The organism is Oleiphilus sp. HI0086 (genome assembly GCF_001635225.1).
Genome location: NZ_LWFZ01001313.1, coordinates 1 through 26,061, shown reverse-complemented (window position 1 = coordinate 26,061; position 26,061 = coordinate 1). Strand labels below are relative to the sequence as shown.

Genomic DNA, 26,061 nt, shown 5'->3' with positions numbered 1-26,061 from the left:
TTCGTCACCAACAGAGCCACTCGCTAAAGCCAAAGCGCTCTAGCGAGTACTTCGACCTTTAGCTCCCCATACACCAATTAGCGTACCCTAATTCTAAGATCGCCCTATTGCTTGTCTCATAATAAGAAACTGTTCATGTTATTTATGATGACAGATAAGAAGCGGCCCGATAAGATAGATAAATCAAACAAAAACAAACTCATATAGAAGCCTGTATTCATGGATGTGATCACTCGACTAAACGTTTTCGTTGTAAGCATACTTTTTACCCTTGCTGTTCAGGCAAGCGAACCTTATAGCCCGCCAGGTAAGGAAAAAGTAGATCTTGTTCCTATCTTCATGTGTGTCTGGGACCCAATAGGTAAAGCGGGGCCGGTCGGACAAATTATGAAAGAAGCGACCATTCAAGCTTATAAGTGGGGCGTTGACCTTACTTTCGAAGTCTTCAGCGACGAACGCATAGCGATTGATGAGTTCAAACTTGGACGTTGCGATGCGGTGAATATGCTTGGCTTCAGAGCGCGTGAGTTTAACTCTTTTACTGGCAGTTTAGGCGCAATTGGCGCAATCCCAAGTTACAAGCATCTTGGCATTATTATCAAAAGCCTAAGCTCTCCTAAGGCGGCTCACCTAATGCGCATAGGAGAATTTGAAGTGCTCGGCATTGGCCCTGCTGGTGCAATATTTATGTTTACGCGCGACCGTAGCATTTTGCTTCCCAAAGACTTTGCTGGCAAACGCATGGCCGTTCTCGATGATGTTCCCGAATCTGAATACCTGTCACAAAAGCACGGTATTACACCCGTTAATTCAACCATTTTTAACTCAATCCTCAAGTTTAACAACGGTACGGTTGACCTGACTGCAGCGCCGGCAATTGTTTACGAGCCCTTCGAAATGCATAAAGGCTTAGAACCTGACGGTGGCATCTATAAAGACCCTTTCCTGTATATCACCATGCAGGTTATCGCACGTTGGGAAAAGTTCCCCGAAGGCTTTATTCAGAAGGCTCGGCTAAAAGCGGTTGAGGAATACTCAAAGTTTGTTAAGTTCCTTACGGACCCAGAAGCAACTATCCCCGAACACTATTGGATAGATATCCCCGAACATCTATACGATTACTGGGTGGAAGATTTTAGAGAGAGCCGTTTGGAGTTAGGTCGTCGCGGTATCTACGACCAAAAGACGCTTAAACTAATGAGGAAGGTCCGCTGCAAACTCGACCCTCAAGCGGCTGAATGCTCAGCAAGCAACCGCGAATAGAGAGCTAAGTATTTGACGCTAATCCCCTACATTCGCTATCGCTGTATGGGGGTCTTGGTGGATGATTATATCGGATTGCGGAAAAAACTCTTTTATCTTGTCATGTACCTCGTCAGCGAGGTCATGTGCAGCGAGTAATGTCATATTCCCATCCATTACAAGATGGAACTGAATGAATTTCGTCTGACCAGACTGACGTGTTCTTAGATCATGAATCTCTATGACGTTTTCATGTTCACAAGCCAAGCTTTCTATCTGATTAATTTCCTCATCAGGGAGTTCCCGGTCAAGCAACAACTGAATGGCTTCATAGCCGATTTCTATTGCACATTTTAGAATGTACAAGCCTATTAGTAAGGCAATAATAGGGTCTGAATACAACCAGCCCATATAATAAAGGGCCAAGCCTAACAAAATTCCAGCATTAGTTACTAAGTCTGCTGAATAGTGAAGAGAATCAGCCTTGACAGCAATCGAATTGGTTTTTCTAACGACATAACGCTGGTAAGCAACCAATACCAAAGTTAATGCCATCGAGAAGAGCATCACCCATGTGCCAATTTCAGGTGACTCGATCAGTTCAGGGTTAAAAATCCGCTCCACTGTATACATCAATAGAAATATCGCCGAGCTGCCAATAAATATTGCTTGCCCTAAGCCCGCTAGTGATTCAGCCTTACCATGCCCAAAACGATGCTCCTCATCCGCGGGCTCCAAGGCATAACGCACCGCAAACATATTGATTAGCGAAGCAGCCAAATCCAGTAACGAGTCTACTAGTGCGGCTAGCACCCCCATTGAACCCGTTACAATCCAAGCATATATTTTTAATATTAGTAAGGTAAATGCAACAGCGACAGAAGCCCTGGTTGCCCAAATAATAAGTTGTTCCGATTTTGTCCGCATAGTAATGTTCACTAAGATCTCTTAACAAAAGAATAGAGCTCCTATTTTACGGGCATCTATACTAAATAAAACCATTAATTAGCATCATCTAATTAAATATAAATTTTGAACTGTATCATTAACTTAAGCTTTTCGACGCCCTATCAGATGGAACCCGATATGCCTGAAACAAAACTTCCCAGTGAATTATTCCTCAGCCAGCAGGTAAGAGATATCGATAGTTCGGCTATCAACAGGCATGGAATCAAGGGCTTTTCGCTCATGAACAAAGCAGCGAAATTTAGCTTCAATATACTATTAGAACGATTCCCCAACTGCCAGAAAGTCACAGTATTATGCGGCAGTGGAAATAATGCCGGAGATGGCTATATTGTCGCTGCGCTAGCCAAAGCTTATGGAATTGCATGTAATGTCTACTTTCTTTCGCCTCCAGATAAACTTGTCGGTGATGCGCAAAGTGCATACCAGATGTGCTTAGCAGAAAACGTAAGCTGCGACCACTACTCAGACAAAAGTCTAGCATCAGAGACCGACAATCACATTATCGTCGACGCTCTATTAGGTACCGGTCTTAACTCCCCTGTCAGAGGCCTGTATGCTGACGCTATTGAAGCAGCAAATAAATCTACTGCCCCGATATTAGCGATTGATATTCCATCGGGCTTAAATGCCAATACGGGCAGTATAATGGGCACCGCAATCGAAGCCGACTGCACTGCGAGTTTTATTGCCCTAAAACTGGGCTTATTTACCGCTGAAGGTCAACACTATACTGGCGAACTATATTACGACGACCTGGAGGTGCCAGCCAAAATTATTAATGAGCAGACGCCTATCGCTCATTGCTTGTCACTGCAGAAATTACTAGATCAAGTTTCTGTCCGGCCCCGCCATTTTCACAAAGGTAATTGTGGGCACACCCTCATTGTCGGCGGAGACCGGGGCTATGGTGGCGCGGTACTCATGGCTGCTGAAGCAGCACTTCGCTGCGGCTCAGGCCTGACGAGCGTTATCACCCATCAAGACCACTGCTCTGCATTGCTATCACGCACACCAGAGGTCATGGTCACCTCTACTGAAAATACTCAACAAGTTGAGCAATTGCTGGACGCGGCAACGGTAATTGTAATCGGTCCGGGCCTTGGTAGATCTGCATGGTCAGAAAAGTTACTGCAAAGGGTTATTAAGCTCGATAAGCCGCTGGTGCTAGATGCAGACGCCTTGAATATCTTGACTAACAAACAGAATTGGATCAACTCGGTTGATAAGGAAAATCAAGGTAAACGCATATACACTCCCCACCCTGGTGAAGCTGCGCGACTGCTCGGGCATGGTAGCGCTGGCCTAATCCAGCAGGATAGGCTTCATGCAATCACTGAGCTCTCCAATAAGCTTGGTGGACATATTCTATTAAAAGGCAGTGGAAGCTTACTTGCCAGCAAAGGCGAAACAATCAGCATTTGCCCTTATGGCAACCCAGGCATGGCAAGCGGGGGAATGGGAGACGTACTAAGTGGAATAATTGGCAGCTTGGTCGCTCAAGGCTTCGCTGAGGGCTTTGCCTTGCGTTTAGCAACCACCCTACACGCTCGTGCAGCAGACATTGCTGCCAAACAATCTGGCGAACGTGGCTTATCTGCATGCGATTTGATACCAGTCGTCAGATCGCTACTCAACAAGCTAAATTACGAGCTATAGGTATGACGAGAAAATCTTATGCCTGAATCTTAGTTTTGTTTTTCTCGACCTTCCTGATTCAGTTTTGACCTAACGTCCATCAAAACCTTGCCGTAAGTATTTTCGGCTCGGCGGTCACGACCACAACCCCAATAATAATCGTATTGGCTATTTTCCAGTATCTTCCTGCTACCGCTATCTAAAAGAAGCTGAGCGACCTGAGGATGGCTACGACAATAAGTATAAACCGCTCGCGTCATAACCGTTCGTTTGACTTGAGCCCAGTCTTTTCGAACTTTATGAAAGCGAGATCTACCCATGCGCCTCGCCTGTTTGGCGGTTGACGATTTCCGGATCTTTTCAAAGTAAGAAGGAGAAGTTTCCTGAAACTTCATCGCCTGATAGTAATGCTCGATACTCGGCCACAATAAACCCTCGAGTAAAAAAGAAGCCAGCTTATGAGTACCAAGCGCTTCGTCTTCATTGCTACGTGATAGAAATAATGCATCTTCGTCTAAATCAGGAAATAACAAACTTTTTACTCTTGGACTGTTGAAAAAGCCATCATACCCGATACGTCTTGATCAAAACAGTGGTGAGCGTACACTCGAAGTTACCGAGCGTACTCACCACTTAAGGCGTTCAATGACTCTGTCTAATCTTTAACACGAATAACAATAAACGAAGGACTTCCTTGACGAACGATCAATGCCGGAACAGCTCTATCTGAAGGAAGACTCTCTACCACCTTTTGAAATTCTTTTACCGACGTGAATTTCTGGTTATTGAGTCGAGTGATGATATCACCCTGTTTAATCCCTGCTTCACGTGCTGCACCCGACTCTACCTGGATAACATGAACACCGCCATCCAAATTCAAATCATCCAAGGTCTCATGATCAAGTTCTCGCACTTTAATGCCAATACGGTTCGTCTTCTCTACCTGAGGTTTATTTTGTAAAGCGCTCGCACTTTCGTCAGTCGGAAGCTCACCAATCTCGACACTCACTGATTTCTCATCTCCATCACGAACAACTTTTAGTTTGGCCTTGTCACCAACCTTTGTTCGCCCTACCAGCTGCGGTAGTTCAGATGAGAAATCAATCTCTTCTCCTTCATACTCGATAATTACATCACCAGTTTGAATACCTGCTTGGTCTGCAGGCGAGTCCTCAACCACCTGAGCAACTAAAGCACCGTAAGGACGATCCAAACCAAAGGAGTCAGCAAGATCTTTGTTAACTTCCTGGATCAAGACCCCTAACCAACCACGCGCGACATAACCTTGGCCTTTGAGCTGAGCTACGACCTCCATTGCGACATCAATTGGAATCGCAAAAGAAACGCCCATAAAGCCACCTGAACGAGTATAAATTTGAGAATTAATACCAACAACTTCACCATCCATATTGAATAGTGGGCCGCCAGAATTACCTGGATTAATCGCTACGTCAGTCTGAATAAAAGGTACATAATTTTCGTTAGGGAGGCTACGCCCCTTGGCACTAACAATTCCGGCAGTAACGGTGTAATCAAAACCAAAAGGAGACCCTATAGCAAAGACCCACTCACCAACCTTAAGCGGCTTTGACTTACCCAACTTAACTGCTGGCAAATCATCTGCTTCAACTTTCAAAACGGCCAGGTCTGAACGTTTGTCAGCGCCAATGAGTTCAGCTTTTAATTCACGTCGATCACTAAAACGAACATAAATTTCATCAGCACCATCGACGACGTGGTTATTAGTTAGAATAATGCCATCTTCACTTGCGATAAAGCCTGAGCCCATCGACTGCATACGCTTCTTGCCGTTAGGCTTTCCTGATTTTGGTGGGCCGCCAAAGAAATGCCGGAAGAACTCCGGGATTTGCTCCATATCACCCTGAAACTGGAAAGGTCGCTCGGCATGGCTAACCGTACTAATATTAACGACCGATTCCGCATGCTCTTCAACTAACTCGGTAAAATCCGGCAGATCTGCAGCATGGCTAGAGAGACTCAATACACTGATTGCAGCCATCAAGAATAGCAAGGAGCTGAGTTTATTTATGTACTTCATGAAGAATCCTCAAGAGAGTATGTAGTTAGAACGTACCCTCATTTTTGAGGCCGAAGGGCTAGTTTTCAACTTAAAAATACGTAACGGGGGAGCAAGGTTAAAGAGGAAAAATACTAGTCTATAGCCCGGTCTACGGCTACAATATGTGGCTGAAAGTCTGGATCACTTTTATGCTCGCTAGCAAAACGTCTAGCCAAATAAAGCCCTAATCCAAAGCCACAAATGGACGCCAGCAAGGTCGCGGCATCATTTAAGGCTAAATAACTTTCCGCAAGCACAGCACAAAGAATCATTAAAACCAAGGGAAGCACATACATCACGAGGGAGGCCTGCAGGAAAGTTTTCTCTGGAACTGCGAGGGTTACATAATCCCCTACTTGTACATCAAACTCGTTATCAAGCTCAAACTCAATACATTTTCGTTGGCTACTATCATTGACTAGCTTTTGGCCACAGCCCGCTTTCATCTGGCAACTCTCACAGGCACTTTTTCTATCGATACGAACCGATATACGCCCATTAGTTGTTGAGTCATCAGCAATGACTATAGCTTCTTCTTTAATCATTAAACTAACCTTACATGATCGGTTTGACTGATTTCGCAACCTTCATTGCAGTCATAGCAGGAACTTCGCCAACAACCGTCACATGATAGTCATGACCATCAACACTGTGATCAGTTGAATAGGCAGTTGTTGCACCCACCTGTGTCGCACCTTCAGGCATAGTTCCCTTATCAACCGACTCGATAAATATACTGAAGGTTGCCAGGCCATCACTATAGACCATTACATGCTCACCTTCTTTTGCCTCTCCATTTATCTTTTCATAGCCATTAGGCAAAAATTCAACTTGCCACATCAGGGAACGCGACCAGGACATACCTTTGTCTGCCGTTTTGATCATTTCATGCTTAATCGCTTTCCCTGCCCCCATTACATCGAAAACGGTCGAGTCAATATTATTTGGGTACTCTACATGTGTGTATTGGAAACGCTCCAAGGCTTTATGCTCTTGGTCAATTAACTCAGACTTTAGGAGCAGGCCTTTCTCTTCATCTATCCATAGCTTATAGCTATAACGTTCATCGTCATTGGCAGATATTTCCACCACAACACATGAACGCTCTATCATTCTCTCTTTCCCCTTAAGAACTAAAGAGTAATGACTCTTACCAGGCATAAAACCAACAAACTTATTAGTAAAGTTATTGGAAAGAGGACTGTTTTCTACCTCTACAACTCTGTTATTCGGAAAGACGCACATTACCCGCTCACCATCACGGACAATTTCGCCCATCTCGCCATCGAGTTGCTTTAAGCGCTCTTTCTCAAGACCCTTCTCGTACTGGTGAATAACACTCATGGTACTCGACATAGCACCTCTCGAGAACATAAAGCGTCCACGATAGTTCTGCTCTACAGAGGCTTGTTGCATAAACATCAACCAATCAATTGCTTCCCAGGCGCTGCGCTCCTTTGGAAACTGATAAATCCATTCCTCCTTGGCGCCTTGAGCATAGAGCGGCGCACCGACAAGACAAAAAAGTAGCAACAACCCACGCAGAAGAACTTTAGTATTAAGCTTATTCAAATCAATTAACATGATGATATTTTCACTTCCAAGCTCAGCTTATATTCCAACAGAATTGACACTTGCAACCCTAGCCAAAGGCATAAAACCAGACTGAGTACCACGTATCGAGTGTTCAGCATGCCTCAGTAAATACTGACTAAAATGACGCGCCTGCTCTTCAGTCATCTCAACAACAACCTTAGGCTCTTGCGCAGAAACTTTAAGCAGCGCACCTTCAGCAGAAATATTCGCAGCAGTGCTTTGTATTTCATCATTCAGTTCAGTCGTACCTTGAAAAGCAAAAATAAAGGCAAAAGCGACACTGGCCGCTAAGGCAAGCCAAGCACGACTTCCGCCTCTTTTGCTCGACGATTCAGAGCTATCATCAAGAAGCGGAACAACTTTTTGATCCTCACGGCGATCAGCAAGATTCTGAGGGACAGTACCTTCTACGCTATCCATCTCGGTACTCATATCGAGTGAAGGTTCAGCTGCATTGTCCCGGATTGCCGCAGCCACCCCGGCACTAATATCAATATTGAAGTGGCTTTCACTATCTCGTTTCAGCACCTGACGCGCCTCATGATAGCGCCCCCACAGTAGCTGCACCTCTTGTTCATCGGAGTGACCGAGTATTCGCTGAAGTTCCAGCTCATTTGACTCATCATCCATCAACGCTGATATAGACTCTCTTAATCTCTCGTCCATTAATCACCTCTCATGGCTTTGATCTCATTATCAATCGCTTCTCTAGCCCTAAATATACGCGACCTAACAGTTCCAACCGGGCATTCCATCACCGCCGCAATTTCGTCATAACTTAAATTATCAAACTCCCTTAGCGTCAAAGCGATGCGCAAATCTTCAGGCAGCTTTTTAATCGTATTCTTGATCACAGCTTCCAACTGGTCTTTACTCAACAACTGTTCAGGTGATGCGGTATCTTTTAAAGCACTGGCATTTGGGTTTAACTCCGCATCCTCAAGCTCACAATCACTTGACGGGGGTCTCCGACCTTTGGATTGAAGGTAGTTTTTAGCGCAGTTTATAGCAATACGATAAACCCAGGTATAAAAGGCACTATCCCCTCTAAACCTGTCTATTGCTCGGTAGGCCTTTATAAAGGCTTCTTGGGTTACATCAGCGACTTCATGGTAATCACTAACATAGCGAGACACGACTGCTGCAACCTTGTTTTGGTACTTTATGACCAGTAAATCAAAGGCTGCTTTATCGCCCCGCTGCACACGGACCACTAACTTCTGATCTATACTCGTGTCAGCGTCAGTTTTTTCAGGCAGTGTGGTATGAGTCATATTTTTAGTTTTTTGTTGAAATATCACTACATTATCGCTCAGAGCCTCGAAAATTAAAACGCCTTCTCGCTGTTTTAACACTTCTTTACCCTGCTCTACATGACTCAAACATTGTTTAAAATTATTGACTGTCACACCTATGTCCCACTTTGTCATTCTATGCGCTTCGATCTTTAAGCGCTAATCGCTATCTCTATAGAATTGAGACATTTCATTTACAAATAAGTTCAATATCTAAATAATAGCGGCCGTTAACTTATTGAATGAGTACCGATAATGTCTTCTTCCTATACCTATGATGTTCTAATAATTGGCAGCGGCGCCGCTGGACTAAGTGCTGCTCTCGGTTTGAATAAAGACTTATCTGTTGCAGTGATATCAAAGGCAGGTCTATCTAGCGGCTCGACACCTTGGGCGCAAGGCGGAATTGCAGCGGTGCTCAGCGAGAAAGATGATATCGAGTCTCATATCAGAGACACACTTAATGCAGGTGCTGGTTTATGTCACGAAGACGCAGTCAGGCAGACTGTAGAAAACGGCAGACAGAGTGTCTCCTGGTTAGTTGATCAGGGTGTTGACTTTACCAAGATGGACAACGCTGAAGAAGACACTTATCACCTAACCAAAGAAGGTGGTCACAGTCACCGCCGCGTGATTCACGCGGACGATGCGACTGGCTTGGCAATCTCTACAGCACTTTGTTCGCAGGCAGAGTTAGCAGAAAATATCGATATTTTTGAAAACAGGGTTGCGGTCGACCTTATCACACACAAAAAGCTTTTCTTACCTGGCAATCGCTGCGTCGGGGCTTATGTACTTAACCAGTCCAGCGATCATGTCGAGCTATTCAAAGCACGATTCGTCGTACTGGCAACTGGCGGCGCAAGCAAAGCTTACCTATACACAAGCAACCCTGACGGCGCCAGCGGTGATGGCATTGCCATGGCCTGGCGTAGTGGTTGCCGCGTGGCCAATATGGAGTTCAACCAGTTTCACCCTACCTGCCTTTACCACCCACAAGCTAAGTCCTTTTTGATAACTGAAGCGGTACGTGGCGAAGGTGGAAAGTTGTTACTGCCAAATGGCGAACGATTTATGCATCGTTTTGATAAGCGAGAAGAATTAGCGCCGCGTGACATTGTCGCTCGAGCTATTGACCATGAAATGAAACGTATCGGTGCCGACCATCTTTATCTTGACATTAGCCACGAGCCAGATGATTTTATCAAGTCTCACTTCCCGATGATTTATGAGACTTGCTTGAAGTTTGGTATCGATATCTGCCACCAGGCAATTCCCATCGTCCCTGCTGCACATTATACCTGCGGAGGCATTATGGTGGACCACCGAAGCCGTACTGATGTTAATCAACTCTATGCAGTTGGCGAGGCGTCGTTCACGGGTTTACATGGCGCAAACCGAATGGCCAGCAACTCCCTGACTGAATGTATCGTTTATGGACAGGCAGCAGCCAATGATATCAATAGAAAGTCTGCAGATATTCCCGAGCCACCCGATGCCCCTTTATGGGATGAGTCCCAAGTAACCGATTCTGACGAGGATGTTGTAATTTCGCATAATTGGGATGAGTTAAGGCGCTTTATGTGGGATTACGTCGGCATTGTTCGAACGAATAAGCGGCTTCAGCGAGCAAAGCACCGTGTTGATCTTTTACATCAAGAGATACTTGATTATTACAGTAACTACAGCGTGACGAATGACCTGTTAGAACTAAGAAACCTTGTCACGGTTGCAGACCTGATCATTTGCTCCGCAATCCAGAGAAAAGAAAGCCGAGGCCTTCACTATACACTAGACTACCCGGAGCGACTCCCCAGTGCCAAGGATACGGTTTTAACCCCCACTAATTATTCCACCCGAGACTGGTAAACCGAACTAGAACTTTATATCGGCTTACTTAGTTTAGGAAACCTGCTCATCGTGTTTTGGAGCAAGCCACCGACGAATGGCCTGCTCTAACTTATCTTTTTCCACCGGTTTGCTCAAATAGTCATCCATACCGGCCTCTATACACTTCTCGATATCACCTGACATAGCATTAGCAGTAACAGCAATGATTGCGGGCTGCACAAGCCCTTGAATAGCCCTAATATTACGAGTAGCCTCTAGACCATCCATTCTTGGCATTTGCCAGTCCATCAAAATCAAATCGTAATGAGATTTTTGAACAGCCTCCAGTGCTTCAACACCATCGTTGGCGATATCAGCTTTCAGATTCAAATAGTCAAGCATTATCATCAATACCTGCTGATTAACCTTATTATCTTCGACGACTAATATTTTACTATGAGGCGCAAAGCCCAAGTCTTCACCATGTTGAACATTATCAAGCTTGATGTTATCGCTCTCATGACTTCCATCATGACAGGTAATTTCTGCTAATAATTCATCATACCTTAGTGGTTGAGACAAAAAGCTGATTCTAAAACGCCCTGAGAAAGAAGGATCTTTAATCTCACTGCATTCATCCTTATCAGTCATTAAAACAGTTTTATGGTTTTTAAGGGGGTCAGGCAGCTGGGATTCCATTGACTCGAGTTCATATAGCAAGGTGGAATCAACCGATACTGTTACCAAGGAATCAGGGCTTTCTTTAGCCAACACTGACAACCAGGATGAGACACTAACGAAGGTTTCAAATTCAATCTTTGCTGCTCTAAAATACTGTTCCAGCACACTGTTTTGGAAGTGATCCTTGCCTTCCAGCAATAGAACTTTAGTCGGCAATGCAGTTTTTCTTTGAGCGTCATGTAGTACTACATTTTTGTCTTGCTGGCATTGCAGTTTGAGTTTGAAAATAAACGTTGTGCCAATACCTTCTTCACTTCTAAAGTCTACGCTACCACCCATCAACTCAGCCAAGTGCTTACAAATAGTCAACCCTAAGCCCGTACCGCCATACTTTCCAGTTGTCGAAGAGTCACCTTGAACGAAAGGAGTAAACAGCTTACTTTGCGCAGTTTTTGATAGCCCTATACCGGTATCTCGAACTTCCACAATTAGCTGGGTATTGTTGTCATTCTGGTAAGCCGATTCCAACCACAATTCAACTCGCCCGGAACTGGTAAACTTGACCGCATTTGCAGCAAGATTCAGAATAACCTGTCGTATTCTATTCGGGTCGCCTTTGACCCAGCGATTGATATCTGGAGATAGATAATAAATAAATTCCAAACGCTTTTCTTGTGCCTGAAAATTGATTAGATCTGCACAGTCATCAACTACCTGACGCAAATCGAAAGGAATGCTTTCTAGATCTAACTGATTCGCCTCGATCTTAGAAAAGTCCATTATATCGTTAATTAAGGACAATAAAGCCTGAGCTGAAGAGTTGATAACATTTACAAACTTATCCTGCTCAGCATCGAGTTTGGTTTTCTTTAACACATCCGACAAACCAATGATGGCATTCATTGGCGTTCGAATATCATGACTCATGGATGCGAGAAAAATATTTTTACTTCTGTTAGCGCTTTCAGCAACTTCTCTGGCGTCATCCAACTGTGAGTTTCGCTGCTTAAGCTCATCTAAGGTTTCACTCAGCTGAGAGGTACGAATATTAAACCAGCTCGCTAACTGGGAAAGTTCGCTACTGCTAGGTATTTTCAGACGCGTTACGTAATCTTCACGGCTAACAAGCTTTCTCACCTGCTGGGTCAGCTTATTAATAGGCTCCATGAAGACCAGGTTGAAGAAGATAATATAAGAGAGAGCACTGAAAACTAACAGTACTAAGAGATTGCTTAATAGGCCGTCAGATATTTCATCTACTACCGCAATACTATACCGGGCAGGCATAGATAGTACGACCTTCCAGCCAATATTGGGAAGGCTCAAGACTCTGATTGATGAAGCCTCTAATAGAATAGGGTCATCTTTCAAGATTAGTGGTTTATTTGTTGAGGCTTCAAACCGCAAACCTAACAAGAAAGCGGCTATCGTAGAGCCTTCTTCAACTTCAACCTGATAAGATTCTTCAGCCAGCACCTCTGCTAAGCGTTTAACTTCAGCACTGAATTTATCATCACCTGCCCCATTACTGAGCGAAGTACTTACCGTTTTAAGGTAACTTTCTATTTGCTGGAAACCGGAGTTAGTTGCTGAAATGTCTGACATAGTCGGATATTCATGTTTGACGAAGCCTTTGAGGTCTAGGAACTGAGCTTGCTTATTAACTTCGACTGGGAATGACAGTAAGCGATTATTTCGATCTAAGGCAAAAGCATAGCCCCCAATTAATTTTGCCTGCTCAGACATAAACTCAGACAAGCCAGTTAACCTTAGATCGATTGTTGCGACACCCTTGAAAACGCCATTCTCGAACATTGGCACCGTACAAGTTACCATCGGTTCTAATGAATAAGGGTCCATATAAGACTTTGACCAGTAAGCACGCCCGTGTTTTAAATAACGGGCAGGAACATACCATTCTTCGTTGTGGTAGCCATTCCCTTTGGGGTCGTTGTAATCGTCGAAATACTCTAAGACACCTTGCTCATTTCTCCCCCAAAAAAAGGACCGACGTTCCACGCCTTCTTTGAACTGATTGGGTTCGGGCCAAACACCACCACCGGCAACAAGCTTTGACATTCCCGCTTGATCAATAACCTTTGGCAATAAATCTTTAAATGTAGCAACATCTTTGGAAAGCGAGACACCGAGTTTTGCTAAAGTCGTGGTCAATGTCTCAGTCGCAACAAGGCGTTGTTGCAGCTTTAAAACAATATTCTGGCCAATCTCTCGATTTAGCTTTTCAGCCTGCTCGGAAATGACCTGCTTGCCTTTTGTCTGAGTCACAAAATAGCTGGCGGCTACAACTGCTGCGATAAACAGAACAAGGCCCAAGCTCATTTTAAAGATCAAACTGCTGAAGACTCTATTTCTGGGACCTACATGTGCACTTCGTTCAGCTCTAGCACAGTCATCCTGGTGCTGAGTATGCTTATTAGTTGAAAGATCTTCTGATAGTTCTTTGGTGATTTGTTCCGTTCTTGGATCTCTTCGCTTCATTGAAGGGCCAACAATTTTCTTACTTTCCTGCTTCATAGCACTCGTTCTTTCGTCCAAGAAATATGGAAAAAGTATAGGCAATAGATTGGTAAAAGAGAAATTCGAAGCTCTATTCCAAAGAAAGAACGCCTGCTTTTACGATAATAATCATGAAACTGGCTCTAAATACTCAATAATATATTGAACACTTACTCGCCCTCGAAACTCGTTTATTCCCGGTTTAAAGACCACTCTAGCCATTTCAGGCAAGTGCTGACTTACCCATGGACTATTAAATTGAATCGCGTCAAACAACTCATGACCACCTTCCATTTTTAATACTAGCTTGAGGTGTTTTTCTTTTAATACTCTGCTCTGTACCAATTCAAAGGTATTTTCAAAACAAGGTTCTGGAAAGCGTTGACCCCAAGGCCCAGCAGCTTCAAGCTCTCTTATTTGCTGAACTGTTGACTCATACTCATTCAATGGGCCATCGGTAAGGATAACCGACTCCATATCCTCTTCCCTCAATAACTCTCTTACGACTTGGTCAAACGCTTCATTAAAATGCGGATAGCTCGCTTCATCAATCGACAAACCCGCCGCCATCGCATGGCCACCAAACTTTTTAATCAGCTCTGGGTGGCGCTTAGATACCAGGTCCAGAGCATCGCGCATATGAAGCCCGGGTATAGAGCGCGCAGATCCTTTTAGCTCCCTATTCTGAATCAGCGGATCATCGCTAGCAGGCGCAAAAGCGATTACGGGCCGATGAAATAGCTCTTTGATACGTGAAGCTAATATCCCAATGACACCTTGGTGCCAATGTGGCTCATATAAGCTCAACCCCCACGACAAGTTCTCAAGAGCCAAGCTTTCCGTAGACTTGTCCAGAATGCTTTGTACCTGGGCTTCAGCATCCTGTTTCATTTCGGCTTCAATGCGCTTGCGCTCGACATTCAGCTGGTCCAGGCGCTGCGCGATAGACATTGCCCTAACCTCGCTATCAGCTAATAGGCATTCGATACCCTGTGACATATCATCAAGGCGACCCGCCGCATTTAGCCGCGGACCAACGATAAACCCCATATCACTCGATTTAACGCCCGACAACTCCTTACCCGCGAGCGACAAAAGCGCTTTGATTCCAGGACGACAATAACCTGCCCGAATACGTTTAAGCCCTTGGGAAACCAGTACGCGATTGTTGTGATCGAGCGCCACCAGATCAGCGACAGTCCCCAAAGCAACCAAATCAAGATATGAAGCCATATTGGGTTCTTTAAGCTGTCTCTGTTCAAACCATTGTCTCTTTTTAAGCAAGGTTCTAAGACTACTTAAAACATAAAATATAACCCCTACCCCTGCGGCATTTTTGCTGGGAAATTCACAACCGAGTTGATTTGGATTCACGATTGCATCAGCTTTAGGTAGGGTATCTCCCGGCAAGTGATGATCAGTAACCAAAACCTTAATACCGAGTGACTTGGCCCGCTCTACGCCTGCTTCACTAGCAATACCATTATCAACAGTAACGATTAGGTCAGGCTTTAATTTTGCAGCATAGTCAACGATTTCTGGCGTCAGGCCATAGCCGAATTCAAAACGGTTGGGCACAATATAAGAGCACTCTTTCGCCCCCATCTCTCGAAGTACAAGAACAGCCAAGGCTGTACTCGTCGCACCATCGCAGTCAAAGTCTCCAAGAATTAAGATATGCTGCTGTGCAACGAGCGCATTATATAAAACTTCAAGCGCCTCGTTCAGGCCTTTTAGAGAAGATGATGATTCCAGGTCAGCAAGTTGATAGCTTAACTCTTTCGCACTGTGCACCCCTCTCGCCTGATAAATCCGGCTTAATAATGGCGAAAACCCGTCCATCACCGGAGCCCCTTCCGAGAGCGTGCGTCTAACTATTTTCATCATTGGAGCCTGTTTGGTAAAAGTAAGAACCGACGAAGTGAATTACATAAGCCACAAAAAAGCCGGAACAGCGTCCGGCTTTTTTAATCACAGATATGCTTAGCCGCGTCTGTGCTTTGCGACAAAGGCATGTACTTTAGCCATGTCATTTGGAAGAACCTCATAACGCTCTTCCCTATCATAAAGGTCTTTCATATGGTGGGGAAGCTCTGGCGCTACATCAAGCCCGGACTTCTCGACAGCTTCAGGAAACTTAACAGGGTGTGCAGTAGCCAAGGTAATCATTGGTATACTGCCATCACGGCGGCACTCGCGTGCGGCACCCACACCAATAGCAGTGTGTGGATCAATCAAGTATTCAGTCTCTTCGTAAACATCCTTAATCAACTGACATGTTTGCTCATCATTCAGAGACCAGCTATCAAAGAGCTTTCTGGCAGCACGCCAGCGATACTCTTCTACGGAACCTTCGTCAGTTTTCCAGGATGCCATCTGCTTCGCCAAAGCCTTTCCGTCGCGTCCATATAAGTCGAACATTAAACGCTCAAAGTTGCTTGAGACCATAATATCCATACTTGGGGAAAGTGTGTGCTCTAAAGGCTGCATTTTATAGTGATTAGCACTGATAAAACGATGCAGAATGTCATTTTTGTTAGTAGCAACAACTAACTGACTAATAGGTAAACCCATATTCCGAGCTAAGTAACCCGCAAAAATATCGCCAAAATTACCAGTTGGAACCGAAAAAGCAACACTCCTATGAGGGCCACCAAGCGCTAAGGATGCACTGAAGTAATAGACAATCTGAGCCATAATTCGCGCCCAGTTTATTGAATTCACAGCAACCAGGCGAGTACCTTCTAAAAAGGACTGGTCAGCAAAGCTGTTTTTAACCATGTGCTGACAGTCATCGAAGTTACCTTCAATAGCAATGTTGAAAACGTTATCACCCAATACCGTCGTCATTTGTTTACGCTGTACATCCGATACTCTGTTATGCGGATGCAAAATAAAGATGTCGACGTTGTCGCAGTGTTTACAGCCTTCTATCGCGGCAGAACCAGTATCGCCAGAAGTCGCACCCATAATAACTACACGCTCATTTCTTTTCTTAAGCACATAATCCAACAAGCGACCTAGTAGCTGTAAGGCAAAGTCTTTAAATGCCAGTGTAGGACCGCGGAATAACTCCATCACCCACTCGTTAGCATCCACTTGCACTAAAGGTGCGACGGCAGAGTGATCAAACACCTCATAGGTTTTTTCAACCATGTCCCTGAAATCATCTTCAGGAATTTCACCTTCAACAAAGGGGTACATAACATTGAAAGCTAACTGAGAGTATGGAAGGCCTGCCCAGGATGCGATTTCTTCCTGAGTAAAACGAGGTAAGGTTTCGGGTACATAGAGCCCACCATCTGGCGCTAAACCAGTCAACAAAACATCTTCAAATGATAAAGGGGGCGCTTCGCCGCGTGTGCTAATATATTTCACGTTTATCTATCCAAGCAAAATTTCTATCGTAAACAAGAAGGCTCTGCCTTCAGGTTCTTCTAATTAATGGTTAAAGTGCTCAACGCGTATCTTCACGACTTCTTTTCTTGTCGTTTCAAGCGCTTCTATCTGCTCTATAGCAGTATTAATTTGCTTCTCTTGCACTTCATGGGTCAATAATACAAGCGGAATGCAATCACCCTCTCGGTCGGTTTCTTTTTGCATCACTGACTCAATATTAATCCCCAGGTCACTCATAATCGACGCGATCTTGGCCAATACGCCCGGGTGGTCCTCAGCAGTAACACGCAAGTAATACGCAGAAGATATTTCTTCGATTGGCAGTACCGATAAGTCTTGAATCTTGTCAGCGCTGAAGCCAAGGTAAGGAACCGGTACAAAGCCTTTATTATCGCCTATTCGTGCGATATCAATAATATCCGCAATTACCGCTGAAGCTGTTGCTTCTGAGCCAGCACCGGCACCATAGTACAATGTTTGACCAACCGCATCACCATCGACCAATACCGAGTTCATTACGCCATCGACTTTAGCGATCAGCTGGTCCTGAGGGATTAACGTCGGATGAACTCGAAGCTCAAAACCATTTTCATGCTTACGCGTAATACCCAAGTGCTTTATGTTATAACCTAAAGCATGGGCATTAACGACATCAGCTGGTGCAATTTTACTAATGCCTTCAGTAAAGGCTTTTTCAAACTCTAAAGGAACACCAAACGCTGCGGATGCCAGAATAGTTAACTTATGCGCAGCATCAATACCTTCGACATCAAAGGTTGGATCTGCTTCAGCGTAACCAAGATCTTGCGCTTCTTTTAACACATCTTGGAAATCTCGCCCTTTGTCCTTCATTTCCGTAAGAATAAAATTTCCTGTACCGTTGATGATACCCGCAAGCCAATTAACCTTGTTTGCAGCTAAACCTTCTCGAAGCGCTTTTATAATCGGAATTCCACCAGCGACCCCCGCCTCATAGGCAACAACTACTTTATGCTCGGCAGCCAGCGCAAAAATTTCGTTTCCGTGCTCAGCTATAAGCGCTTTGTTAGCCGTGACAACATGCTTGCCATTTTTAATCGCAGCACAAACAATGTCTTTAGCAAGATCATAGCCACCAATTAATTCTGCTACCACATCCACATCAGGGTTATTGACAACATCCATTACATTCGTCGAAAATTCGATACCGCTAAGGTCACAATTATCTTTAAGCTTTCTAGAGGCGACTTGAATCACCTCAACCTGACAGCCTGCTCGGGCAGTAATATCCTGTTGATTTCGTTTCAAGACATTAATCACGCCACTAGCGACGGTACCTAGACCACATATTCCAATCTTAACGGAGCTCAAGATATATTCCTCACGATCACGAATTCATTCTGACTTAAAGCAAAGCAACGACTAAATAGCTGCTACCCTGTAGCCTTAAAATATTTTGGCGCATAGTATACCTTTTCATCAAAGAAAAAGAATGGCACCACAACTTATTTTGAGACCCGCATATTTTTTACTAGCAGATCATTTCTTCACAGCTATACTTCTGAAAACTTAAATAAACAAGAATCAAATCCATGACTAAATACTTAACCGGCATCTGCTTTATTATCTTCAGCACCTTACTTTCTTCATGTGGTGGCGCCTTTAGCGGCTATAGTGACGCGGAACTTAGAAAAGCTTATCGTGACTGTGACTACAACAAACTTTCTCCAGCCGGAGCTCAGCGCTGCAACAACATCAAAAAAGAATGCGACTCACGCAGAAAAGACAAGGGGTTTAGGTGTTAAATTCGACAGCGATAAAAAAAGGCCCGATGAGGGCCTTTTTTTATTAGCTAGCAACTATAGAACACCAAGCGCTTTCCCAAGTTTTTGGGCATTTAAATAACCTGGAATTAAACGACCACTTTCTAAAACAATTGCCGGCGTGCCACTTATTCCCATTGCCTGCCCTAACATATACTGGTCCTGTACAGGGTTGGCGCAAGTCTTTTCGGGAATTGACTTACCATTCTTAGCATCAGTCATCGCTTCGAGCTTATCTTCAGCACACCATGCTGATACGTATTTACCATATGAGTCACTCCCAACACCTGCACGCGGATATGCCAGATAACTAACCTCTATCCCCATATCATTCAAAGCTGGAATTTCTCTATGAAGCTTACGGCAATAACCACAATCAATATCAGTAAATACTGCTATACGAGCCTTGGTTTCACCCTTTGCAGGAAATACAATTTTATCCTTACCCTGAACTGAAGAAATTTGCTCAATTCTGGCGGTCTCGCGACGCTTTTCAGTCAGGTTTTCAATTCGCCCTGTCTTCGTTGCATACAGATCACCGGTTAGAAAGAACTTACCATCAGAACTGACAAATAAAGCTTCACCTGAGTAGGTTGTAACCCGGTACATACCAACAATCTCACTCATCTCGACCGAGCTCAATTTCAAACCCGGCATTGCCTCGGATAAGCTTTTTCGAACCTGAGCCTCATCAGCATTCGCCGTGAGCGAAAACAGCAGACTTAGACAGATAATATACCGAACTAAACGCATACAAACCTCTATAATTAAAACCTATGTAAGGCTTGGCAAAAAACCAAGCCGTTTTTTAATTGAACATTATTTGTATGACAAGCTAAACGGAATTAAGTTCATCTACAAGAACTTATCGTTAACATTTTGTTATGTAGTACTAGGCTCTAGGATGAAAATCTTGATGTAAATCGTATAAGCGCTGTTTAGCTATATGAGTGTAAATCTGAGTTGTTGACAAATTTCCATGCCCCAGTAATAGCTGTACAACACGCAAGTCTGCACCATGATTCAAGAGATGAGTTGCGAAAGCATGTCTTAAGGTATGAGGTGATAATTTTTTGTTAATACCGGACTCAATCGCATACTTTTTAATTCGATGCCAGAATGTTTGCCTTGTCATTTGCTGTGATCGAGAACTTGGGAAGATGACGTGACACCCAGATGAGCCCGCTAGCTCTGGCCTGGCTTTCGACAAGTATTCGTCCAGCCAATCCAAGGTCGGCTCCCCCACAGGAACCAAACGCTCCTTACCACCCTTTCCAAATAAACGAATTAAGCCTTGCTGGACATTTAGTTGCTCAAAATTCAGGGATACCAATTCTGACACCCTTAGGCCGGAGCCATACATAACCTCTAACATTGCCCTATCACGCAAGCCAAGCACCTCAGAAACGTCCGGAGCCGCCAATAACTTCTCAACCTCTGCTTCAGTAAGAGAACTGGGCAGCATACGCGGCAACTTGGGGTTATCTATATTGAGTGTTGGGTCTATGGCGATTATGTTTTCGCGCACTAGAAAGCGGTAGAAGCGCCTTAAACAGGATAATAAGCGTGAACTGGACGAAGACTTAAGCCCTCTTTCCAAGCAGTCCGATAGATAATCATAGATATCACTTTCGCCAGCCTGATGTAGCTCTAAAGTGCGCTTTTTATGGAGCCACGAAGCAAATTGCTTTAAATCGGATCGGTAAGCAGACAAGCTATTGTCACTTAGCCCATTCTCTAGCCACAAAGTGTCAAGAAAACGCTCTGTATACGTCATCACCCATTCACCACCAAGGAGAAAGCAAAAAAGGCAAGCGCCCTAAAGCCACTTGCCTTTTTTAAAAGATAAATTAAGCAGTATTAAAACTTAGCTCAACTTCTCTTTAATTCGAGCAGCCTTACCACTTAGCTCACGCAAGTAGTACAACTTAGCCTGACGAACATCACCACGACGCTTAACTTCGATGCTATCAACCTGCTTACTGAAAGTCTGGAATGTTCTCTCAACACCAACACCGTAAGAAATCTTACGAACCGTGAAAGAAGAGTTAAGACCACGGTTGCGCTTAGCGATAACAACACCTTCATAGGCCTGTAGACGCTCACGGTTACCTTCTTTAACTTTTACTTGAACAACGACTGTATCACCAGGGCCGAATTCTGGAATCTCTGCCGTCATTTGCTCAGCTTCTAAGGCGCTGATAATGTTATTCTTGCTGCTCATTTTACACTCCTAAAAATGATAAACCTAAAGCCTCAGGCCTACCGATTCACTTCTCTAATAAATTCTTGCAACAGAGTCTGCTGCTCGCTATCTAATTCTATTTTGTCCAGCAACTCTGGACGTCGCTGCCATGTTCGCCCCAAGGATTGTTTAAGGCGCCAGCGGCGAATTTTTTCATGATTACCCGACATCAAAACATCAGGAATCGGCTTACCCATAAAAACTTCTGGACGAGTATAGTGAGGACAATCCAACAAACCACTAGCAAACGAATCCTCGGTTGCCGACTCACTATGCCCCAATACCCCAGGTATTAACCTGGAAATGGTATCCAGCAATACCATTGAAGCAAGCTCACCACCACTCAATACGAAATCACCAATTGATATTTCTTCATCAATTTCAGCTTCGATTAAGCGCTCGTCAACTCCCTCATATCGACCACAGACGCAAATCAATCCGTCATATTCAGCCAGTTCCACAGCTTTCTTATGGTCTAGGCGCTGTCCTTGAGGTGACAGGTATACAGTACGTAGTGATACCACCTTCTCGGGCTGATCGTGCTTTAGGTCCTGCACCATCTTTGCCTTAGCGTCGTGAATAGCATCCTGCAAAGGCTGCACTTTCATCAACATTCCCGGGCCACCACCATAAGGTCTATCATCGACCGTACGGTGCTTATCATGGGTGAACTCTCGAGGATTCCAATAATCCAGAGCTATTAGCCCTTTCTTTACTGCCCGCCCAACGACACCATGATCTTCTAGAGAGCGAAACATTTCAGGAAAAAGCGTAACCAGTCCAAAATGCATACATTCACATCTCTAAGCCAGTCACACCACATTGACCAGCAAGTTTCTATCTTTGCACCACTTAAAGAACTAATCCCTTATGCCAGAACTGATTTACAGAACTGATTAAGTAGTGCCTATATAAAAACGCCCCGCAAGTACCGCAATCAGCGCTTTACAAACTAAAACTCCGGATCCCAATCAACTTCAATGGATCCTGCTTCCAGATCTACCGCCAAGACAACCTGATCTGGCAAGTAAGGAATTAATCGCTCCCTACCGTCCAAGCTATCCTTACACTTTTTTACTACCAAAACATCGTTAGATCCGGTTTCAATCAAATGATCAACACGACCAAGTAAAACCTTCTCTTCTACATCAGACCCTGAAGCAAATACTTTCAGACCTTGAAGCTGATGCCAGTAGTAATCACCGCTAGGCAGTTCCGGCAATTCTTCTCGAGGTACAGAAATCAACGAACCACAATACTGCTTAGCCTCATCGCGATCATGACACCCCTTTAACTGGGCGACCAGACCATTGCCATGAGCTTTGCAGCTAAGCACGGTTACCGATCCGTTCTTGCTGCCACCTTCGAGAGTCCAATTTTTATATTGGCAAATATTTTCTTTAGGCTGAGTATAGGAAAACACCTTCACCCAACCCTTAACACCGTATACCGAGGTAATCTTACCCATTACAGCTTTTTCTGTAGCTTTGCTCATGAGTAATTATTTCCAGCCGGTATCAATGTTAGCTTTCCAGACTACTTAAACGGCCTTACGCAGCTTTAGCAGACTCTTTCAAAAGTGTCTTAACTCGGTCAGAAGTCTGAGCACCTTTATCTAACCAGTGCTGAACACGGTCAGAATCAACTCTTAAACGTTCTTCCTGGCCACGTGCCAAAGGATTGAAAAAACCAACACGTTCCAAATAACGACCATCACGTGAAGAACGGCTGTCTGTAACTGTTAGATGATAAAATGGGCGCTTCTTAGAGCCACCACGAGATAAACGGATAGTAACCATTCGTTGTAAATCCTGATTCCAGTTAAAAAATTCCCACACCACACCCGCAAAGCAGGATGACGGCGCTCGAAAGGGCGCATATTCTAGAGCATTACTCTAGAATTGAAAACACTAATTTCTGTTTTTTTACAATATCGCAATAATTCAGAGCGCCCTGCTGCGATTTCCAGTTTTTCTTAACACTTAAAACGGTCCACCGCCGCCTGGAGGCATCATTCCTTTCATCCCCCTCATCATCGACGCCATACCGCCTTTAGAAGAAAATTTCTTCATCATCTTTTGCATTTGCTTGTGCTGCTTTAACAGACGATTAATATCTTGAATCTGCGTACCTGAACCTGCCGCTATACGACGTTTTCTAGAATTGTTAACAGTATCAGGGAAGCGACGTTCTTTGGGCGTCATCGAGGATATAATCGCTTCCATCTGCCCTAAAGACTTATCATTAACTTGCTGTTGTGCAGCCTCTGCCATCTGCCCCATACCCGGCAACTTATCCAGCAAATTACCAACACCACCCATGTTTTTCATTTGTTGCAACTGGTCGCGAAAATCTTCTAAATCAAAGGATTTACCCTTTTTGATCTTTTTAGTAAGTTTTTCAGCTTTCTTCTTATCAAGATTACGCTCAGCCTCTTCAATCAGAGTCAGAACATCACCCATCCCCAAAATTCGAGAAGCCAAACGATCCGGATAAAACGGCTCTAATGCATCGACTTTTTCACCCATCCCCATAAACTTGATAGGCTTGCCGGTAATATGGCGCACAGACAATGCCGCACCACCACGGGAGTCGCCATCAGCTTTTGTCAGAATAACACCCGTCAATGGCAGAGCCTCATCAAAGGCCTTCGCAGTATTTGCTGCATCCTGCCCCGTCATAGAGTCAACAACGAATAAGGTTTCTACCGGAGTAATCGCCTGATGCAACTCTTTAATCTCAAGCATCATTTCATCATCTATAGCCAATCGACCCGCTGTATCGACAATCAAGACATCGCAAAAGGTTTTCTTGGCTTCAGATATCGCTGCATTAGCAATATCGATTGGTTTCTGATCAGTGGTGCTCGGGAAGAAGTTCGCTCCCACCTCTCCAGCCAATGTTTCAAGCTGCTTGATCGCCGCAGGACGATAAACATCCGCACTCACAACCATTACCTTTTTCTTTTCCCGCTCAGACAAGTAACGAGCCAGCTTGGCAACAGAGGTAGTCTTACCCGCACCCTGTAAACCCGCCATCAAAACAACAGCCGGAGGTTGGGCATTTAAACTCAAGCCTTCTGACTGAGCCCCCATCATTTCAACCAGCTCAGCATTCACTATCTTAATAAATGCCTGACCGGGCGATAAGCTACGCATGACTTCATAACCAATCGCGCGCTTTCTAACCTGCCCAATAAATTGTTTAACGACTGGCAAAGCCACATCAGCCTCAAGCAATGCCATTCGAACTTCTCTCAAAGTTCCTTTAATATTATCTTCAGTTAAGCGGGCTTTGCCGGTAACTTTTTTAAGACTCTCTGATAAGCGATCGCTCAGATTTTCAAACATGTTTAATCTCTATATTATTGCTATGTAATTGCAAACGGCGCATTATAACCATTTAACAGCCATAAGTTGAACATCAAGCTAAATAATGAATATCTTTGTACTCAGTTTTTTGTCGGTCGGACTGTATTTCACAGGGACAATCTATCAAACCCTCGTGTATCTCAGAAAAATTAATGCCAAGCACTTCATCTCCCTTTTAATCGGAGCCAGTGCGGCAAGCTTGCAGCTAATAGTTACTTTAGAGCAAACCTTCCGTGACAACTACGCCGCCTTTAGCTTCTCAAACTCAGCATCACTTATCGCCTGCGTTATTGTTATCGGGCTTTTATTGGCATCCAGCAGAAAACCACTCCAAGCAATTTTTCTTGCCGTTTACCCTTGCGCTGCACTTAGCGTAATCACCCTACTCGCCTTTAACGACAGCAGCCAATCATTCTCACCACAAAGCAGCGGCATCTTTATACACGTTATATTATCACTCATTGCCTACAGCGTCTTTTCGATTGCCGCCGTACAAGCATTACTTGTTCATATGCAGAACAACAACCTAAAGAAGCGAAACCACACTATACTAATGCGCAATTTGCCGCCACTCCTGACCATGGAGAACTTACTGTTTGAAATGCTATGGAGCGGCACTATCCTGCTTGCTCTTGCCATTCTCGCCGGTTTCATTTTTGTCGATGACCTATTCGCTCAACACTTGGCACACAAAACCGTTTTATCAATTCTTGCTCTGCTCACATTCTCTGCACTACTCGCAGGCAGAAAAATTTATGGCTGGAGAGGAATCACAGCCAGCAAATGGACACTTTGGGGCTTTAGCCTTCTAATGCTAGGTTTTTTCGGTAGCAAGCTAGTTCTTGAAACAATAAGCAAATAACCCGACAACCTTCATATAAACGGTAAACAACATTGAACGACGCCTCTATACCTTCTCTATTACTATTTCTGCTTTTTCTAATCATTTTATCTGGTTTTTTCTCTAGCTCAGAAACTGGCATGCTGTCGCTCAATCGCTACAGACTTAAACACCTAAAGAAAAATGGCCATAAAGGCGCGGAGAAAGCCAGCAATCTACTAGATCGAACCGATCAATTAATTAGCGTCATCCTAATTGGAAACAACTTTGTAAACATACTAGCCTCGTCAATAGCAACGGTCATTGCCATTCGACTATGGGGTGACGCAGGCATCGCAATTGCAACCGCAATCTTGACGCTAGTTATACTAATTTTTGCTGAGATAACACCTAAAACCATTGCAGCCTACCACCCGGAAAAGGTTGCCTTTCCCGCCGCACACATACTAAAACCTCTACTAAAGCTACTCTACCCAGCTGTCTGGTCAGTTAACCTTGTTACTAATTTCCTATTAACAAAACTCGGCTTTAGTACAAACGGAGAAGAAGAAAACCACC

Annotated in this window: 24 protein-coding genes; 6 read left to right on the top strand and 18 right to left on the bottom strand. The window is 44.3% G+C overall.

Going from position 1 to position 26,061, the window contains the following annotated elements:
- Positions 1 to 219: 219 nt before the first annotated feature.
- The gene (locus tag A3756_RS22590) at positions 220 to 1,263 is read left to right on the top strand and encodes a putative solute-binding protein (protein ID WP_068512937.1); all 1,044 of its coding nucleotides are present in this window, start codon (positions 220 to 222) and stop codon (positions 1,261 to 1,263) included.
- An 18-nt stretch (positions 1,264 to 1,281) separates the two neighbouring features.
- Here A3756_RS22590 and A3756_RS22585 read toward each other — a convergent pair whose 3' ends face one another.
- Positions 1,282 to 2,181, bottom strand: coding sequence for a cation diffusion facilitator family transporter (locus tag A3756_RS22585; protein WP_231875617.1), 900 nt, complete (start codon positions 2,179 to 2,181; stop codon positions 1,282 to 1,284).
- Between the two features lie 147 nt (positions 2,182 to 2,328).
- Here A3756_RS22585 and A3756_RS22580 point away from each other — a divergent pair, with 147 nt between their 5' ends.
- Positions 2,329 to 3,867 carry a bifunctional ADP-dependent NAD(P)H-hydrate dehydratase/NAD(P)H-hydrate epimerase gene (locus tag A3756_RS22580; protein ID WP_068554725.1) on the top strand — a complete coding sequence of 513 codons (1,539 nt, stop codon included), beginning with the start codon at positions 2,329 to 2,331 and terminating at the stop codon, positions 3,865 to 3,867.
- 29 nt (positions 3,868 to 3,896) lie between these two features.
- On the opposite strand, the gene A3756_RS22575 is transcribed toward A3756_RS22580, so the two are convergent.
- From A3756_RS22575 to rpoE, 6 genes are all read right to left on the bottom strand, one after another.
- Entirely contained in the window at positions 3,897 to 4,379 is a 483-nt protein-coding gene (locus A3756_RS22575; protein WP_068509096.1) for an NADAR family protein, read from the bottom strand.
- 122 nt (positions 4,380 to 4,501) lie between these two features.
- Complete coding sequence (locus A3756_RS22570; RefSeq protein WP_068554724.1) at positions 4,502 to 5,905, bottom strand: DegQ family serine endoprotease; 1,404 nt, start codon at positions 5,903 to 5,905, stop codon at positions 4,502 to 4,504.
- 113 nt (positions 5,906 to 6,018) lie between these two features.
- A complete protein-coding gene (locus A3756_RS22565; RefSeq protein ID WP_068554722.1) occupies positions 6,019 to 6,471 on the bottom strand; it encodes a SoxR reducing system RseC family protein in 453 nt (150 codons plus the stop codon).
- 10 nt (positions 6,472 to 6,481) lie between these two features.
- Entirely contained in the window at positions 6,482 to 7,510 is a 1,029-nt protein-coding gene (locus A3756_RS22560) for a MucB/RseB C-terminal domain-containing protein (protein ID WP_068554720.1), read from the bottom strand.
- A 27-nt stretch (positions 7,511 to 7,537) separates the two neighbouring features.
- Complete coding sequence (locus tag A3756_RS22555) at positions 7,538 to 8,188, bottom strand: sigma-E factor negative regulatory protein (protein WP_068509103.1); 651 nt, start codon at positions 8,186 to 8,188, stop codon at positions 7,538 to 7,540.
- Positions 8,188 to 8,796, bottom strand: coding sequence for an RNA polymerase sigma factor RpoE (gene rpoE, locus A3756_RS22550; protein WP_068554737.1), 609 nt, complete (start codon positions 8,794 to 8,796; stop codon positions 8,188 to 8,190). Before rpoE ends, A3756_RS22555 begins: the two co-directional genes overlap by 1 nt.
- Positions 8,797 to 9,072: 276 nt before the next feature.
- Between rpoE and nadB the strand changes: the two genes are divergently transcribed.
- Positions 9,073 to 10,686 carry an L-aspartate oxidase gene (nadB, locus tag A3756_RS22545; protein ID WP_068554718.1) on the top strand — a complete coding sequence of 538 codons (1,614 nt, stop codon included), beginning with the start codon at positions 9,073 to 9,075 and terminating at the stop codon, positions 10,684 to 10,686.
- Positions 10,687 to 10,719: 33 nt separating this feature from the next.
- On the opposite strand, the gene A3756_RS22540 is transcribed toward nadB, so the two are convergent.
- From A3756_RS22540 to A3756_RS22525, 4 genes are all read right to left on the bottom strand, one after another.
- A complete protein-coding gene (locus A3756_RS22540; protein WP_068554716.1) occupies positions 10,720 to 13,863 on the bottom strand; it encodes an ATP-binding protein in 3,144 nt (1,047 codons plus the stop codon).
- Between the two features lie 111 nt (positions 13,864 to 13,974).
- Positions 13,975 to 15,732, bottom strand: coding sequence for a single-stranded-DNA-specific exonuclease RecJ (gene recJ, locus A3756_RS22535; RefSeq protein ID WP_197470248.1), 1,758 nt, complete (start codon positions 15,730 to 15,732; stop codon positions 13,975 to 13,977).
- Between the two features lie 96 nt (positions 15,733 to 15,828).
- The gene (gene thrC, locus A3756_RS22530) at positions 15,829 to 17,223 is read right to left on the bottom strand and encodes a threonine synthase (protein WP_068554714.1); all 1,395 of its coding nucleotides are present in this window, start codon (positions 17,221 to 17,223) and stop codon (positions 15,829 to 15,831) included.
- Positions 17,224 to 17,286: 63 nt separating this feature from the next.
- A complete protein-coding gene (locus tag A3756_RS22525) occupies positions 17,287 to 18,594 on the bottom strand; it encodes a homoserine dehydrogenase (protein WP_068554713.1) in 1,308 nt (435 codons plus the stop codon).
- Positions 18,595 to 18,815: 221 nt separating this feature from the next.
- Here A3756_RS22525 and A3756_RS22520 point away from each other — a divergent pair, with 221 nt between their 5' ends.
- Positions 18,816 to 19,028: a hypothetical protein gene (locus tag A3756_RS22520; RefSeq protein WP_068507676.1), complete on the top strand. Its 213-nt coding sequence runs from the start codon at positions 18,816 to 18,818 to the stop codon at positions 19,026 to 19,028.
- Between the two features lie 54 nt (positions 19,029 to 19,082).
- Here the strand turns inward: A3756_RS22520 and A3756_RS22515 are convergent, their stop codons facing one another.
- The 7 genes from A3756_RS22515 to ffh all read right to left on the bottom strand — a co-directional run bounded on the left by A3756_RS22515 (position 19,083) and on the right by ffh (position 24,641).
- On the bottom strand, positions 19,083 to 19,799 hold the full coding sequence (locus A3756_RS22515; protein WP_068510827.1) for a DsbC family protein: 717 nt from the start codon (positions 19,797 to 19,799) through the stop codon (positions 19,083 to 19,085).
- A gap of 139 nt (positions 19,800 to 19,938) precedes the next feature.
- A complete protein-coding gene (gene xerD, locus A3756_RS22510; RefSeq protein ID WP_068510830.1) occupies positions 19,939 to 20,823 on the bottom strand; it encodes a site-specific tyrosine recombinase XerD in 885 nt (294 codons plus the stop codon).
- Positions 20,824 to 20,913: 90 nt separating this feature from the next.
- Positions 20,914 to 21,270 (bottom strand): 50S ribosomal protein L19, encoded by a 357-nt coding sequence (gene rplS, locus A3756_RS22505; RefSeq protein ID WP_068509094.1) that lies wholly within the window; start codon positions 21,268 to 21,270, stop codon positions 20,914 to 20,916.
- Positions 21,271 to 21,308: 38 nt separating this feature from the next.
- On the bottom strand, positions 21,309 to 22,082 hold the full coding sequence (gene trmD / locus A3756_RS22500; protein WP_068510832.1) for a tRNA (guanosine(37)-N1)-methyltransferase TrmD: 774 nt from the start codon (positions 22,080 to 22,082) through the stop codon (positions 21,309 to 21,311).
- Between the two features lie 161 nt (positions 22,083 to 22,243).
- The gene (gene rimM, locus A3756_RS22495; protein WP_068510833.1) at positions 22,244 to 22,786 is read right to left on the bottom strand and encodes a ribosome maturation factor RimM; all 543 of its coding nucleotides are present in this window, start codon (positions 22,784 to 22,786) and stop codon (positions 22,244 to 22,246) included.
- 55 nt (positions 22,787 to 22,841) lie between these two features.
- Positions 22,842 to 23,090: a 30S ribosomal protein S16 gene (gene rpsP, locus A3756_RS22490; protein WP_068510835.1), complete on the bottom strand. Its 249-nt coding sequence runs from the start codon at positions 23,088 to 23,090 to the stop codon at positions 22,842 to 22,844.
- A gap of 183 nt (positions 23,091 to 23,273) precedes the next feature.
- The gene (ffh, locus tag A3756_RS22485) at positions 23,274 to 24,641 is read right to left on the bottom strand and encodes a signal recognition particle protein (protein WP_068554712.1); all 1,368 of its coding nucleotides are present in this window, start codon (positions 24,639 to 24,641) and stop codon (positions 23,274 to 23,276) included.
- Positions 24,642 to 24,726: 85 nt separating this feature from the next.
- On the opposite strand from ffh, the gene A3756_RS22480 reads away from it, so the two are divergent.
- Together A3756_RS22480 and A3756_RS22475 are read left to right on the top strand one after the other, a co-directional pair.
- Positions 24,727 to 25,524, top strand: coding sequence for an inner membrane protein YpjD (locus A3756_RS22480; protein WP_068510840.1), 798 nt, complete (start codon positions 24,727 to 24,729; stop codon positions 25,522 to 25,524).
- A 32-nt stretch (positions 25,525 to 25,556) separates the two neighbouring features.
- Positions 25,557 to 26,061, top strand: a 505-nt coding sequence (locus A3756_RS22475; protein ID WP_156490700.1) for a CNNM domain-containing protein, incomplete at its 3' end; no start/stop codon positions are given.

What these genes read in the sequence shown, in the direction of transcription:
- A3756_RS22555 (WP_068509103.1), bottom strand. Translation starts at nt 8,188, where the DNA reads ATGGACGAGAGATTAAGAGAGTCTATATCAGCGTTGATGGATGATGAG.
- A3756_RS22480 (WP_068510840.1), top strand. Translation starts at nt 24,727, where the DNA reads ATGAATATCTTTGTACTCAGTTTTTTGTCGGTCGGACTGTATTTCACA.
- rpoE (WP_068554737.1), bottom strand. Translation starts at nt 8,796, where the DNA reads ATGACTCATACCACACTGCCTGAAAAAACTGACGCTGACACGAGTATA.
- nadB (WP_068554718.1), top strand. Translation starts at nt 9,073, where the DNA reads ATGTCTTCTTCCTATACCTATGATGTTCTAATAATTGGCAGCGGCGCC.
- A3756_RS22515 (WP_068510827.1), bottom strand. Translation starts at nt 19,799, where the DNA reads ATGCGTTTAGTTCGGTATATTATCTGTCTAAGTCTGCTGTTTTCGCTC.
- rpsP (WP_068510835.1), bottom strand. Translation starts at nt 23,090, where the DNA reads ATGGTTACTATCCGTTTATCTCGTGGTGGCTCTAAGAAGCGCCCATTT.
- xerD (WP_068510830.1), bottom strand. Translation starts at nt 20,823, where the DNA reads ATGACGTATACAGAGCGTTTTCTTGACACTTTGTGGCTAGAGAATGGG.
- A3756_RS22540 (WP_068554716.1), bottom strand. Translation starts at nt 13,863, where the DNA reads ATGAAGCAGGAAAGTAAGAAAATTGTTGGCCCTTCAATGAAGCGAAGA.
- rplS (WP_068509094.1), bottom strand. Translation starts at nt 21,270, where the DNA reads ATGAGCAGCAAGAATAACATTATCAGCGCCTTAGAAGCTGAGCAAATG.
- A3756_RS22580 (WP_068554725.1), top strand. Translation starts at nt 2,329, where the DNA reads ATGCCTGAAACAAAACTTCCCAGTGAATTATTCCTCAGCCAGCAGGTA.
- A3756_RS22520 (WP_068507676.1), top strand. Translation starts at nt 18,816, where the DNA reads ATGACTAAATACTTAACCGGCATCTGCTTTATTATCTTCAGCACCTTA.
- A3756_RS22570 (WP_068554724.1), bottom strand. Translation starts at nt 5,905, where the DNA reads ATGAAGTACATAAATAAACTCAGCTCCTTGCTATTCTTGATGGCTGCA.
- rimM (WP_068510833.1), bottom strand. Translation starts at nt 22,786, where the DNA reads ATGAGCAAAGCTACAGAAAAAGCTGTAATGGGTAAGATTACCTCGGTA.
- A3756_RS22560 (WP_068554720.1), bottom strand. Translation starts at nt 7,510, where the DNA reads ATGTTAATTGATTTGAATAAGCTTAATACTAAAGTTCTTCTGCGTGGG.
- ffh (WP_068554712.1), bottom strand. Translation starts at nt 24,641, where the DNA reads ATGTTTGAAAATCTGAGCGATCGCTTATCAGAGAGTCTTAAAAAAGTT.
- A3756_RS22565 (WP_068554722.1), bottom strand. Translation starts at nt 6,471, where the DNA reads ATGATTAAAGAAGAAGCTATAGTCATTGCTGATGACTCAACAACTAAT.
- trmD (WP_068510832.1), bottom strand. Translation starts at nt 22,082, where the DNA reads ATGCATTTTGGACTGGTTACGCTTTTTCCTGAAATGTTTCGCTCTCTA.
- A3756_RS22590 (WP_068512937.1), top strand. Translation starts at nt 220, where the DNA reads ATGGATGTGATCACTCGACTAAACGTTTTCGTTGTAAGCATACTTTTT.
- recJ (WP_197470248.1), bottom strand. Translation starts at nt 15,732, where the DNA reads ATGATGAAAATAGTTAGACGCACGCTCTCGGAAGGGGCTCCGGTGATG.